We start from the raw sequence: 13670 nt of genomic DNA, 5'->3' as shown, positions 1-13670 counted from the left end.
CGCTGCGCCTCACAGGCGTCTCCATGGGCAACCCGCACGCGGTCACGTTCGACGTGCTGCCGGAGCCCGTGCGCATCCGCCAGGTCACGCTGGGCCCCGCCGTACAGGCGCTCCCGCTGTTTCCGCGGGGGGTCAACGTGGGCTTCGCCAGCGCGGTGGGCGTGGACGAAGCCCGGCGTCGCAACCCGCTTCACGCTAGACGTCTACGAGCGCGGCGCGGGCTGGACGCTGGCCTGCGGCACGGGCGCCTGCGCGGCGGGTGTGGCCGCCGTGGTCACCGGGCGTGCGCCACGCCACACGCCGCTGCGCTTCGACCTGCCGGGCGGCCCGCTCGAGATCACCGTGGGCGAACCGGGCGAGCGCGTGCGCATGCGCGGCCCGGCGCGCTTCGTGTTCGAGGGGCTGCCGAGCCCGCGCCTCCTGGGAGCCTCCGCTTGATGACGCCCCCGCGCCTGCGGACGCTCGTCGTCGCAGCCGACCCCGCCGCAGCCAACTTCGTCGAGCGCGTGCTGCGCGACCACGGCGACGAGGTCACGGTGGCCACCGACGTGCCCGACGCGCTGGCGCAGCTCACGAAGGCCGACCACCAGCTGGCGCTGGTGTCGCTGTCGCTGCCGCGCGGAGATGGCCTGGCGCTGGTGCACCACATTCGCGCGCTGCACCCCGATGTGGACGTGGTGGTCATGACCGCCCCGAGCGAGCTGGCCGACACGGCCCACGCGCTGGCGCTGGGCGTGCTGCAGAGCGTCATGCTGCCGCTCACGGGCGACGCGCTCTTGGTGGCCGCCGACCGCTGCCGCGAGCGCCGCATCCTGGTGCAGGAGCGCCGCCGCTTGGCCGCGGAGGGCGAGCTGAGTCTGAAGCGCACCGCCACCTATGCCCGCTGCGCCGCCTTCGTGGCGGAGACCGACCCGGGCGTGGTGGGCGCGCGCGTGCTGGATGCTTGCGTGGAAGAGTGCGGTGCCAGCGCGGGGCCCTCTTTGCGCCCGCCTACCTGGGTGCCACGGACTATGCGCGGGTGGCCACGCACGGCGAGCGCACGCGCTTTCCGGCGGTGCTCACACAGGACGAGCTGCTGGAGCTGGACCCCACACGCTCGGTGGTGGTGGAGCGCGAGCGGCGCGGCGAGACTACCCGGGACGTGGTGCGCGTGGCCCTGATGGGCAGCTCCGAGCTGGACGCCGTCCTCATGCTGGAGACAGAGCACGTGAGCACCGCGGCGCTGGCCGGCCTCGAGGTGGTGGCTGGGCTCGGCACGGCGGCCATGACCGCCGCGCGCCGCGTAGACGCCATGGCCCGCTCGGGCATCAAGGACCCGGAGACCAGCGCTTACACGTTTGCGTACTTCGGCGACGTGGCCGGCCGCGAGATCGACCGCGCCGCGCGTCACCAGCGGCGCTTCTCGCTGCTCATCGTGAATCTGGACGGCGTGGAGCAGGCGCGCCCGCGGCTGGACCCGGAGACGCTGCTGGACTTCCGCCGCCTGCTGAGCGACGCGCTGCTCGAGACGGTGCGCGACTCGGACATCCTCGCCCGCGTGGAGGACGACGAGTACTACATCCTGCTGCCCGAGACGGGCCTGCTGGGCGCGCTGGCGGCCAAGCGCCGCATCGAGGCCCGCTTCAACGAGCTGGCCGAGCTGTCGCGCTTCCACGCCCCCGACGGCGTGGACCCGGTGGTGGGCATCGCGGTCTTCCCCACCGACGGCAGCGATCTCGGGCGCCTGCTGCGCGTAGGGCGAAGGCGCGCCGAGCAGTCCCGCGCGGGCGTGTTCCGCCGCCTGGGCCTCGCGCGCATGCCGTTCTGGAGCGCCATCGACTTGCTGCTGGGCGACCAAGCCGACGTGACGCAGCGGCCCGACGGAAGCGTGGCGCTGCACGAAGACCTCGAGCGCAACCACGACGCGCTGGGTCTGGCGCAGCACGCCGTCATGCCGCGTGCGCTCTTGCCGCGCATCGCCCGCACGCTCATTGGCGACGCCACGCGGCACCGCGCGGTGGGCACGCTCTACGCCGCCGGTGACCAGGGCATGGTGGCCGCGCTGGCCGACGCCGTGGACGCCGAGCACTCGTCGGTGCGCGCGTGGGTGCTGGGTGGCGACGCCGACGGACCGGGCCACGAGCTGCGCCTGCCGGTGGACGACGAGCGCCTGCGCGAGGGTGTGGTGCTGCTGGCCCTCAGCGAGATCGGTGGCTACATGCTGGTGGCGCGGCGCCTGACCGACGACACCCTGCTGGCCTACCACGCCGCCGACCTCGACCTGGTGGACGGGCTCATCACCGCGCTCCAGACCGCCTATCACCTGCAGCCGGAGGTGCGCGTATGAAGGGCCGCATCCTGGTGGTGGACGGCAACTACGACACGCTGGTGGCGCTGGCCACGGCGCTGCGTGCGCGCAATCACCACGTGGCGCTGGCCACCGACGGGCGCTCGGGCCTGCAGCACGCCGTGGAGACCAGCGCCGAAGTGGTGCTGGTGGACCGTGACCTGCCCGTGCTGGACGTGCGCACGTTCCTCGAGGTGCTGCGCGACAACCCGCGCACCAGCGACGCGCACGTGTTCATCATGGGCGAGGGCGACCCAGCGCGGCTGAGCGCCATCGACGCGCTGGCCGAGCCCATCGTGAAGCCGTTCAACGCCGAGGAGATCGCGCGGCGCGTGCACGAGGTCATCCAGCGGCGGCGCGCGCCCCGTGGGGCCGATGACCTGAAGGGCGACCTCTCGCAGGTGGCGCTCTTCGACCTCTTGCAGGTGTTCTCGCAGAACCGGCGCACGGGCAAGCTGGAGGTCCACACGCCCAGCGGCGTGGGCGCCATCTGGCTGGCCGAGGGGCGCATCACCGACGCCGTGTTCGGGCAGGCCATCGGCGAGAAGGCCGTGTACCGCGTGCTGGCCTTGCGCGAGGGGCGCTTCCTGTTCCAGCCCGAGGCGCGCAGCCCCACGCAGCGCATCTCGCTCGCGGTGGACTACCTGCTCATGGAGGCCGTGCGGCGCGTGGACGAGTCCGTGCGCGTGCGCTCCGAGCTGCCGCCGCTCACTGCGCTGGTCTACGAGCGCAACGCCGGCGGTCCGGACGACCCGGTGGTGGCCGCCATCCGCGCGCACCTCGACGAGCCGCGCAGCATCGAAGAGCTGCTGGACCTGGTTCCGGGTCACGACCTCGAGACGCTGCGCGCCATCCGCGCGCTCCAGCTGGCCGACGCCATCGAGATCGACGCGTCGCAGGGGCAGGTGGCGTTCTGCGCCGAGCACGAAGTGGCCGCCATGCGGGCCGCCGCCATCCGCTTGCGCCGCGCGGGTGGTGAGGGGGCCGTGCGCCTCGGCGTCATCGCCCGCAACAGCGAGGACGTGCTGCGCTTTAGCCGCGCGCTGCAGTCGGTGCGCGAGTTCGTGGCGGCGGCCGATGGCACCGAGCCCGCGGGCGACGCGCTGCTGGGTGGCCTCGGCAGCATCCGCTTCGGCGGCACGGACCTCGAGCTCTTCGTGCTGCCGCACGACCCCACCTTTCGCCCGCTCTACGGGGCGCTCTTGGCCACCGCGCGCGTGGCCATGCTGTTGGGGTCGAAGCCCGCCGACAACGCGCTGCGCGACCTGTGCGAGACGCTGGACGTGCGCTTGGTGCACGTGCCACGCGGCTTCGAGTACGCGTCGGGCGCCACCTTCGCGGTGCGCGAGGCACTGGGCACGCTGCCCACCGGCCCGAGCGAGTACACCCCAGCGAAGGGCACCCCACGGGCGTGAGTCAGGGCGGCATGAGCTCCGAGCGACCGGACGGCCACTACGCCGATCTCTCGTGGTTCCCTATCGTGGCCCAGGCCACGTTCGGTCACATGCGGGTGGAGCACGCCGACCAGGCGCGCGTGGTCATGCGTGGCGGCTTCGCCCGGCAGCAGCGCGTGCTGTGGTATTTCGACGCCCGCCGCGCCACACGGGTGGACGCGCTCTATCGCAAGCAGGTGGCGCTCTACACCGACGAGCTCGAGAGCCTGGGCCACAAGCACTCGGTGTGCTCCGTGGTGGTGCTGGACAAGGCCGCCCTGCGCGCCGCGCTCACGGCCATCAACTGGATCTCGCGCCCGGTCATTCCGGTGCACGTGGTGGCCACCCCGTTCGAGGCGGCGGGCATGCTGGAGCGCGCGTGGCTGGCCGACGGCGGCGAGCTGACGCCCACCCTGCGCGAGGGCCTGAGCCGGATGCGCAGCGACAGCCTGGTGTTCTCGCCGGTGACGGTGCCGCCCGGCTGATCAGGTGTAGGACAGGTTGCGCTCGAAGTCCGAGGGGCTGGTGGCCGCGCTGAGCGCCACCTCTTTGGTGATGAGCCCGGACTTCATGAGGTCCACCAGGTGCTGGTCGAAGGACTGCATCTTGTACTGGATGCGGCTCTTCTCGATGAGGTCCTTGATGGACATGCTGCCCGGCTTCGAGATGGCCTCCCGGATGGAGCCGGTGCAGAGCATGATCTCTTGGGCCACCACCATGCCGCTGCCGTCGCGGCGCGGGAGCAGGCGCTGCGAGATGGTGGAGTGCAGGTTCTGGGCGAGGCGCTGACGCACCTGCTCCTGCTCCTCGGCCGGGAACACGCCCAGGATGCGGCCAATGGTCTTGGTGGCGTCGGTGGTGTGCACCGTGGAGAACACGAGGTGGCCCGTCTCGGCGGCCTTGAGCGCGATGTCGATGGACTCGGCGTCGCGCATCTCGCCCACCAGGATGACGTCCGGGTCCTGACGCAGCGCGGCGCGCAGCCCCACGTTGAAGCTGGAGGTGTCCACGCCGATCTCGCGCTGCGAGATGGAGGAGCGCTTGTTGCTGTGCATGAACTCGATGGGGTCTTCGATGGTCAGCACGTGCGCCATGCGCGTCTCGTTGATGTGGTTCACGATGGCGGCGAGCGTGGTGGACTTGCCCGAGCCGGTGGTGCCCGTGACCAGCACCAGCCCGCGGTCGGCGTCGGCGATGGTCTCGATGACGGGCGGCAGGTTCAGCTTGGCGAGCGTGGGCGCCTCGGTGGGGATGATGCGCAGCACCAGGCCATAGGTCTCGCGCTGGCGGTAGATGTTCACGCGGAAGCGCGCCACGCCGGGCAGCTGGTAGCTGCTGTCCACCTCCTGCGTGTGCTCGCCGGACTTCATGCGCGGCCCCGCGATGAGGCGCGCCAGGGTCTCGGTGGCGGCCGCCGTCAGCGGGTCGGCCTTGAGCGGGACCAGCTGCGTGTTGACGCGGTAGTACGGTGGCGCGCCGGGCCGGAAGTGGACGTCGCTCGCGCCATGACGAACTCCCGCCTCGAGCAAGGCGTGCAGGATGGTCTCGTTCATGGCGCGATAGTACCCGGTTCAGAGACCGAGGCTGTGACCAAAGTCGAGGTGCGCCTGGTGCGCCTCCTCGGTGTAGTGGTGGATGGTCAGGCCAACGGCGAGGCCCACGAGCGAGACGCTGACCCCGACGGCCAGCGCGCTCCCCGCGAGCACCTCACCCGAGGCCGCCAGCCCACCTGCCCCGCGGGCCAGGTGCCCGACGTGGTGCAGCTCACGGAGCACGTTCGCCCCTTCCGCCAGCTGGAGGACGTTGTGCACGTGTTCTCCCGGCGCCGCGGTGCGAGCCCCGGCCGTGACCCCCGAGCTGTCCGCCGCCCCCTCGAGGTTGAGCCGGCGTGCTGCGCGCCCCGCCGCGTCCGGAAACTCTCCCGGCTGCCAGCTCTGCCCGCGCATGCGGTTGGCGAACGTCTGCAAGCCCTCGGCACTGTGGGCAATGGCGGCGCGGGCGCGCGCGAGGTCTCCCGAGTCGCCCCGGATGCCCAGAAAGCGCGCCTCGAGGGCCTCGGGCGTGCCGGGTCGCGCGTTACGCAACGTCTCGAGGCGCTGCGGGAGCGACTCGCTCATCTCGTGCAGCCCGCGGAGGCGCGCCGCCACGATGGTCTCGGCTTCCTGCACGATGCCCTGCCGGATGCGGGCGCCCGCGACCGACTCCACCACACCCTGCATGGTGGACGCGTCGGTCCCGGTGATGAGCGAGCGCACACCCGAGGCCTGGCGGTCCAGCGACGCCTCGAGGTCACGCTCGAGGTGCGAGGCGCTCACGTTGCCGAGCGCCGAGAGCGTGCCGCCGTTGTCGCCCAGGTGCTGGCGCAGCCCTGTCGGGCCGTCCTCGAGGTACACGCGCACGGCTTCGTTGATGGCGCTGCGGTACGCCACGTCGGTGGCTGCGGCTGGGGCCGACGCCCGCGTGGCCTGCAGAGTGTGCACGTCGGTGGCGGCCTGCCGGCGCACGTCCATCGCCGGGGGCGGCGTGGTGGAGGAGGCGGTGGTGGCCGTGCGCGGGCCCGCCGCCGGAGCGCTGGTGGACGAGGCGGGCGCGGTGGTGTGGCTGGCTTGACGCTGAACGGGGGTGACCATGGCGTTTCTCCGTGAGGTGGCCCCTTGTCGTGCGTGACCGCGCGCCCTTGCGTCCCCCGCTCATCTTTTCGCCTAGCCTCCGAGAACGCCCCGCCCCTCCATCAACGAGCGGCGAGGGCGCCGACGGGCGCCGAGCGCACTGCCGCACGGCGCGCGTACTCGACGGGCGTGCAACCGACCACATCACAGAACGTCCGATAGAACTGCGAGTAGCTCCCAAAGCCGGCGCTGAACGCGGCGTTCGTCAGCCCGAGGTCGGGCTGGGCGGCGTGCAGCGCCAGGCAGCGGTGCAGACGCTCCCGGTTGCGAAACTCGACGATGCTCATCCCTTGCTCGCTGCGAAACAGCGCGGTGAGGCGGCTGCGGCTGACCCCGCAGCGCCTCGCCAGGGTGTCCAGCGTCAGGGGTGGCCCGTCCCCTCCCTCCGCCTTGAGGAGGCGGGTGGCCATCTCGACGGCGCGGTGCACCGGCGGTGTGGTGGCCTCCAACATGGCGCTCTCGAGCGCCGAGAGGGCGCTCGCGGCGAGATACTCGGCGCCGAGATCGAAGGCCACGTCGTCGGGCTCCGACACCAGGTCGGTCAGCATGCGACCGAGTCTGCGCGCTTGCTCCGGTGAGAGCTGCCCGACGACCCCAGTGTTCTCGGCGGGCAGCGCCGCGAGGCGCGTGCGGGGGACGGAGAGGACCCAGCAGTGCAGGCGGCGGTCGACGCCCGTCGAGCCATGCGGCAAGCCCGGCGGGATGTAGAAGAGGCGACCGGGGCACAGCGGGAAGGTGCGCTCACCCGTCGTGTAGTACCCGGTGCCGACCGTGACGAACCCGAACTCGGCGTCGCGTTCGTGCCGGTGTTGCGGCAGCCGGCTCGGCCACCCTCGCCACTGCAGCACCGACGCATGCCGACGCGGCCTCGTCGGGTGCTCGAACACCGGTACTACGGACTCCATACGCAGGCAGTGTGCCAGAGACCGGGGCGCCCGGAAAACGGCTCACGGAGCGGCAGCAAATTCCACGCGGTCGGTCATGCCCTCCGCGGTGGTGACCCCTCCGTCGCGGTAGAGATGCGCCCGCACGACACGGGCGGGGAGCTCGAGGTCACCGCTCTCTCGCGCGAGCGTGACGATGACCTGTCCGCCGACGGTCTCGGCGCGCAGGGTGATGAGGCGGTACTCGCCCTCCAGATACCCGTGCCCTTCGCCCTCGTCCTCGTAGAGCGTACCGGTCGCAGCGCCGTTTTCGTCGAGGCTGATGTACAGATCGAGCGGAGACGAAGGGTCGTAGCGGGTCGTCTGTCCCACCACCCCCGTGGGCACGATGGCGCCGTTCCGGATGCGGATGCGAGGGAGCGCGACGTCCACCTCGGGTTCCTCCCCGACGAGCGTGATCTCGCGGTCGAAGCCGTTCGGGAGCTCGAGCGGTGCGGTGTTGTCGATGGTCCCCTCGGGCCAATGCGGAACGATGAGGAGGTCCGGGCCGAAGAGGAAGGCGCGGTCTTCTGCCCGGAGGCGTGCCTCCCCCGGCGCCGCGAAGAACACCGGTCGGATGGCCAGCGCGCCCTCGAGAGCGGCGTTGCGCATCAAGGTATAGAGGTACGGGAGCAGGCGATAGCGTCGCTCGACGGCCTGTCGGTAGACCTGCTCGATCTCGGGCCCGAAATCCCACGGGTGCTGCGTCGGCCCGCCGCCGAACGTGCGGGTGAACGAATCGTCCAACCCGGCCGAGTGATTGCGGCAGAACGGGTAGAAGGCACCGACGCCGATCCAGTGGGCGAAGAGCTCGGGGTTGCGTGTTTCCCGATTGCTGGCCGGCATGAAGAAGCCACCGATGTCCGCTCCGGAGAACGGCTGCCCCGAGATGCCCAGGTTCTGGATCATCGCGATGGACCAGAGCAAGTGGTCCCACGAGTGCGTGTTGTCTCCGGTCCACGTGGCGGAGTGCCGCTGCCCACCGATGTAGTTGGCGCGCGTGAGGATGAACGGACGGCGCTCCGGGTAGGCTTCACGGAACGCCGCCTCCGACGCGTCGAGCTGCTGGAGCGCGTAGACGTTGTTGTACTCGGTGAACGTGCCGGCGCGATAGCGCTCGTCACCGCGGGTGAGCAGGGTCTCCGGCAGCACCCAGCGCACGACGCCATAGTGGACCGGCTCGTTCATGTCCTCCCAGATCCCGTCGAAGCCGCTCTCGACGAGGAAGTCGCTCATGTGCCGCGACCACCATTCCCGTGTGGCGCGGGAGCTGTAGTCGGGGAAGGCGTACTCCCGCCCCCCCCAAACGACGCCATCGTAGATCGTGCCGTCTGGAAACTGGAGCAGGTGGTCCTGCGCCACAGCCTCCTGGTACAGGGGGTAGCTCTCGTCCACTCGAACGCCCGGGTCGAAGATCGGCACGAGCTTGTAGCCCATGTCGTGCAGCTCCTCGATCAGATCGGGCGCGTTGGGGAAGGCCTCGTCGTCGAAGGTGAAGAGCTTGTACGCGTCCATGTAGGCCCCATCGAACCAGAGGACGTCCGTGGGGATCTCGTGCTCACGGACCTCGTTCGCGATGGCCCGCATCGCGGCTGCGTCCGGGTACGAGAAGCGGCTCTGCTGGTGCCCGAGGGCCCAGCGAGGGGGCATGTCGAGGTGCCCCGTGAGCTCCGCCAGCTCGCGCAGCACGTCTTGCGGGCTCGCCCCCTGGATGACCACGACCGGAAACGGCGCGGGTGCCTCGAAGCGAATGCCGTCGCTGAGGTCCATCCACGTGCGGCGCGTGGTGTCGGCCAGCACCCCGAACGCCGACCCGTCGGCGCGGACCGCGAGCACCCAGGGGTGGGCCTGGTAGAGGTGGTTGTGCCGATCGTCGTACGCAAGACCACCGGGGCCGCCCGTGGTGGGGTTCGGCATCTCGGTCCACGCCTGCGTGCGGGCGCCGTTCCGGAGCAGCCGGCCGGCGATCTCGCCCGTCCCATAGAGGTCGGTGCCGGGCTCGATGGCGATCCGCGCGAAGTAGGTCTCGTCCTCGAGCGTGAACGTCGGGGTCGGGCCCCAGCCCTCCGGCACAGGCCCAGTGGCTCGACGCAAGCCGTCGAGCGCGAACGACGGGAGGATCGTGTCGAGCGACGTGTCCTCGGGCACGAAGCGGGCGGCGTGGTCGCTGAGCAACCCGGGCTCGTGTTCGGGCGCCTTCTGGGCCTTGTTGCAACCGAACGCGAGGAGCGCCCCGACACAGAGGACGAGTACCGTGGAGCTGGGTGGTGAAGTGTGCGGGAGCATGGGTCGGTATCCTGCATGGGTGCCGGGTCCCTGACTTGTCCGATCGGCTCATAGAGCTGTCGCTTCGGCCAAATCGACGGGAAGATGGGTGCGCGCACGAGACGTTGTAGGCTGAACGCATGCCCCGTCCGTCACCGCGCCACCCCGCCCGCCTCTCGCTCGCCGCCCTCGGGCTGCTGGCGGCGTGCGTGGGGGTCGCCGCCCAAGACGCAGGCACCCCCGGCCCACGCAGCGAAGCCGCGGGTGAGCGCCCGGCCGCAGCGGGCGCGGCTTCGGCGGCCGCTGAGCGTCCCGCGCTCGACCCCTCCACGGACGACGACACGCTCGCCAACCGGGTGCGCGCGAGGCGCGACGCCGAGGCGCTGGCCATGCTGGACGCGCTCCCCGTGAGCGAGCGCCCGCGCGGGGGCCGCTACCTGCGCGGCCGCCTGCTGGAGCGTCTGGGGCGCCTGGATGACGCCGCCGCGGCACTCGAAGACGTGACGGGCCTGCCACCCGCCGCACGCGAAGACGCCCAGGCCCGGCGTGCGCGCCTGCTCATTCGGGCTCGCCGCTGCCAAGAGGCGCTCGCCCTGCTGGACGAGCTGACGCACGACCGCACGCGGGGCGCCCTGGCCCGCTTCCAGCGCGCCGAGTGTGCGCTGCGCCTCGGTGACCATGCGGATGCCCGCACGCGCCTCGACGCCGTGCTGGCCGAGGATGCGGGCCCCGTGGACCGCTTTGCCGCGTGGGTGTTGCGCTCGGAAGCCGCCCTCGGGCTCGAAGACCGCGACGGCGCGCTCGAGGCCCTGCACCACGCCCTGCTGGAGCGCCCGGAGCACCGGCGCGCGGGCGAGATCACGGAGCGCTTCACGGAGCTGGCGGGCCACGCGCCGCTGTTCACACCCGACGAAGCGCTGGCCCGCGCCGAGCGCCTGCTGGCACAGCGCGACCCGGACAAGGCCCTGCGCGCGCTCGAGGGCGTGCCCATGCCCACCGACGCGGCCGCGCGGGCCCGGATGCTGCACGTGCGCGGCATGGCGCTCTACAAGACGCGCCAGGACTACGCGGAGGCTGCCGACGTGCTGCAGGAGGCGGGGGCCGCGGGTGGCCCAGACGCCCTCGACGACGCGTTCCACGCGGCCCGCGCGCTGGCCCGGGCGGATCGCGACGCCGAGGCCGTGGTGGCGTTTCGCGCGCTGGCCGACGCCCACGCCGGGACCCCCCAGGCGGGCCACGCACTCTACCTGGCCGCCTGGCTCTCGCTGCGCCACAGCCTGCCCGAGGCCGAGGCGCAGATGCGCGCCTTCGTGGACCACCGCGACGCGCGGCGCGTGCCCGAGCTGCGTCGCACCGCGTTGTTCGAGCTCGGGCTGAGCGCCTTCGAGAGCGGCCGGCCGGCCGACGCTGCGGAGCTGTTCGTGCGGTACGCCGAGGGCGGCGGCGGGATCATGCAGGCCGGGCGCGGACACTACTGGCGTGCCCGTGCGCTCGAGGCCACCGGAGACGTGGAGGGGGCGGCCCTCGGTTACGAGCGCGTGCGCACCGAGGAGCCGCTGCACTGGTACTCGCTGCTGGCCGAGGCGCGCCTGGCCGCCATGGGCCGCCCGGTGCGCGGGCCGTTCGTGGGAGGCGCGCCTCGCCCGTCGGAGGGCTTCGTGCCGCCGGCCTGGCCCAACATGCCGGACGACGCGCTGTTCTTCGCCAACCTGGGCCTGACCGACGACGCGGCCGAGGTGGTCACCGCCCGCGCCGACGCCATCCGCGCCGAGGCGCCCCGCAACCGCCGCGTGGAGTGGCTGGTGGCCGCGTACCGCATGGTGGGCGCCACGCCGGCCGCGTTCCGGCTGGCCGCGCGCCAAGAAGACCTGCTGCGCCGCGCCCCGAGCGACGACAACCGCTGGGCCTGGGAGGCCGCCTACCCGCGCCCCTACGCCCGCGAGGTGCGCCAGATCGCGGGCAGCCACGACATCGAGCCCGCCTACGTGTGGGCCAGCATGCGCCAGGAGAGCGCGTACGACCCGGGCGTCACCAGCCACGCGGGCGCCGTGGGCCTGCTGCAGATGATGCCGGAGAACGCGCGGCGCCGCGCCCGCGCCCTGGGCCTGCGCTACCGCAGCGGCATGCTGCTGGACCCGGTCATCAACCTGCGCTTCGGCATCGACGAGATCCAGCAGCACTTCCAGCGCTACGACGAGCAGATGCCGCTCAGCATCGCCGCCTACAACGCCGGCCACGCCAAGGTCACCGAGTGGCTGGCGCGCACCCCGGGCGAAGTCGACGTGGACCTGTTCGTGGAGCACATCCCCTTCGACGAGACCCGCAACTACGTGCGCCGCGTGATCAGCCACTACGCGCGCTACCGCTACCTCGAGTCGCCAGCGCAGCCCTTCGTGCTGACCCTCCGCGTGCGGCCGCCCGCCGCGAGCCCACCTGAGTAGCGGAGCAGCGTCGAGCCCCGTAGACTCGAGATCGTGACCGCCACCGCTGAGAAGATCCTCGAAGACGCCCTCGCCCTCCCCGAGGAGGAGCGCGAGACGCTTGCGAACGCCTTGATCACCAGCCTCCAGCGCATGCCAGACGATGTGGAGCGTGCGTGGACCAACGAGGCAGTCCGGCGCCTGGAGCGCGAGTCGTCCGGCGAGACCACCGCAATTCCCTGGGACGCGGCGAAGCGTCAATTGAAGGCACAGTTCGGCTTCGAATGAAGCTCCAAGTCCTTCCAGAAGCGCTAGCAGAGCTCAGCGAATCAATCGCCTACTACGAGAACGAGAGGCCTGGCTTGGGAGCCCAATTCTTGACGGCGGTCGCGACGACCATTGAGCTGGCGGCCGAGAACCCTCGCCTCGGGGCACCCCTTCCGCTTCCTGCTGCAGGGATTCGCAAGTTCGTCGTACGGCGCTTTCCCTTCGTCGTGCTGGTCGCCGAGTCTGGTGACACCACGAAGGTGGTTGGAATCACCCACGCGTCACGTCGGCCTGGCTATTGGCTCGATCGGCTCCGATAAGGCACCGCGCCGTCGGCCGCTTTTTTGCTACATGCACCTACATCGGCTTACCTAGCCGAATGTCGCGGACGCTCAAGGCTGGTCTCTCGGTTTCCCTGTTGGTCTTCATGGTCGCCTGGATCGCGACGCATGACGGCGTGGGCAGCACGTTGGCGGCGCTCGGGCGCATGGACACGGGCTGGTTCGTGGCCGGCATCGCCGTGCAGGGCCTCGCCGTGCTGGCCGGGGTGGTACGCTGGCGCGTGCTGCTCGACTCTCAGCGGGTCCAGCTGGGCACCGCGTTTCTGGCGCGCCACTACCTGATCGGGCGCTTCGTGGGGGTGTTCACGCCGTCCACGCTGGGGCTCGATGGCTACCGCGTGCTGGCCGCGTCGCGCGAGACGGGCCGCACCGCCGCCGCCGCGCGCGCCGTGCTGATCGAGAAGGGCCTGTCGTTCACGGCGCTGGCGCTCACCAGCTTTGCGCTGCTGCCGCTGGGCTCGGCCCGCTTCTACGGCGTGGCGGGGCTGCTGGCGTCGCTCGCGCTGGGGGTGGTGGCCGTGGCTGGCCTGCTGCTCATGCACCGCCCCGACCTGCTGCGCGCGCTGGGGCAGCGCAGCCCCGCGCGCCTGCGGGCCCCGCTCGACAAGCTGCTGGGGGCCCTGGCGGCCGACCGCGTGAAGCCCGCGCAGCTGCTGAGCGCCTGCGGCCTCGGCACCGTCACGCAGCTGTGCGGCTCGCTGACCTTCGTGTGCACGGGCCTCGCCGTGGGCGTGAGCGCCACCCCCGTGGAGCTCTTGGTGGTGGGCCACGCCATCGTGCTGGCCATGCTGCTGCCCATCAGCGTGGCGGGCGCGGGCCTGCGTGAGGGCACCGCCGTGGCCATGCTCAGCCTGGTGGGCGTGCCGGTGGGCGACGCCCTCCTGGTGGGCGTGCTGGGCTTCGTGGTGACGCAGCCCGCGGCCATCCTGGGCGGCCTGCTCCAGGTGCTCGAGGGCGCGCGCGAGCGGGCCTCGCAGGTGCCGGAATCTCCCCTATTTCAAGGCACTTGGGGCACCCCGGGCTGAA

12 protein-coding genes are annotated in these 13670 nt (G+C 71.8%); 8 read left to right on the top strand and 4 right to left on the bottom strand.

What is annotated here, in order from left to right:
* From IPI43_23915 to IPI43_23900, 4 genes are all read left to right on the top strand, one after another.
* Positions 1–438 (top strand): hypothetical protein (locus tag IPI43_23915; GenBank protein ID MBK7777136.1); only part of this gene is annotated, 438 nt, incomplete at its 5' end.
* Positions 439–1018: 580 nt separating this feature from the next.
* On the top strand, positions 1019–2326 hold the full coding sequence (locus IPI43_23910) for a diguanylate cyclase (GenBank protein MBK7777135.1): 1308 nt from the start codon (positions 1019–1021) through the stop codon (positions 2324–2326).
* On the top strand, positions 2323–3741 hold the full coding sequence (locus IPI43_23905) for a response regulator (protein ID MBK7777134.1): 1419 nt from the start codon (positions 2323–2325) through the stop codon (positions 3739–3741). Before IPI43_23910 ends, IPI43_23905 begins: the two co-directional genes overlap by 4 nt.
* An 11-nt stretch (positions 3742–3752) precedes the next feature.
* Positions 3753–4244: a hypothetical protein gene (locus IPI43_23900; GenBank protein MBK7777133.1), complete on the top strand. Its 492-nt coding sequence runs from the start codon at positions 3753–3755 to the stop codon at positions 4242–4244.
* On the opposite strand, the gene IPI43_23895 is transcribed toward IPI43_23900, so the two are convergent.
* From IPI43_23895 to IPI43_23880, 4 genes are all read right to left on the bottom strand, one after another.
* Entirely contained in the window at positions 4245–5312 is a 1068-nt protein-coding gene (locus tag IPI43_23895) for a type IV pilus twitching motility protein PilT (GenBank protein ID MBK7777132.1), read from the bottom strand.
* 18 nt (positions 5313–5330) lie between these two features.
* The gene (locus tag IPI43_23890; protein MBK7777131.1) at positions 5331–6389 is read right to left on the bottom strand and encodes a hypothetical protein; all 1059 of its coding nucleotides are present in this window, start codon (positions 6387–6389) and stop codon (positions 5331–5333) included.
* 101 nt (positions 6390–6490) lie between these two features.
* Positions 6491–7333 carry an AraC family transcriptional regulator gene (locus IPI43_23885; GenBank protein ID MBK7777130.1) on the bottom strand — a complete coding sequence of 281 codons (843 nt, stop codon included), beginning with the start codon at positions 7331–7333 and terminating at the stop codon, positions 6491–6493.
* A gap of 42 nt (positions 7334–7375) precedes the next feature.
* A complete protein-coding gene (locus tag IPI43_23880; GenBank protein MBK7777129.1) occupies positions 7376–9637 on the bottom strand; it encodes a DUF5110 domain-containing protein in 2262 nt (753 codons plus the stop codon).
* Positions 9638–9756: 119 nt separating this feature from the next.
* Between IPI43_23880 and IPI43_23875 the strand changes: the two genes are divergently transcribed.
* From IPI43_23875 to IPI43_23860, 4 genes are read left to right on the top strand one after another with little or no spacing between them, the layout of a single operon-like run.
* Positions 9757–12057, top strand: coding sequence for a transglycosylase SLT domain-containing protein (locus tag IPI43_23875; protein ID MBK7777128.1), 2301 nt, complete (start codon positions 9757–9759; stop codon positions 12055–12057).
* A 33-nt stretch (positions 12058–12090) separates the two neighbouring features.
* Positions 12091–12324 (top strand): addiction module protein, encoded by a 234-nt coding sequence (locus IPI43_23870; GenBank protein MBK7777127.1) that lies wholly within the window; start codon positions 12091–12093, stop codon positions 12322–12324.
* Positions 12321–12623, top strand: a complete 303-nt coding sequence (locus IPI43_23865) for a type II toxin-antitoxin system RelE/ParE family toxin (GenBank protein MBK7777126.1) — start codon at positions 12321–12323, stop codon at positions 12621–12623. The genes IPI43_23870 and IPI43_23865 overlap by 4 nt, the downstream gene beginning before the upstream one ends.
* Positions 12624–12682: 59 nt before the next feature.
* Positions 12683–13669 carry a flippase-like domain-containing protein gene (locus IPI43_23860; protein ID MBK7777125.1) on the top strand — a complete coding sequence of 329 codons (987 nt, stop codon included), beginning with the start codon at positions 12683–12685 and terminating at the stop codon, positions 13667–13669.
* Position 13670 lies beyond the last annotated feature (1 nt).

Source organism: Sandaracinaceae bacterium (genome assembly GCA_016706685.1).
GTDB lineage: Bacteria > Myxococcota_A > Polyangia > Polyangiales > Houyiibacteriaceae > JADJJE01.
Note: the sequence above shows the minus strand (reverse complement) of the source record. Positions and strands in the feature narration are given on the sequence as shown.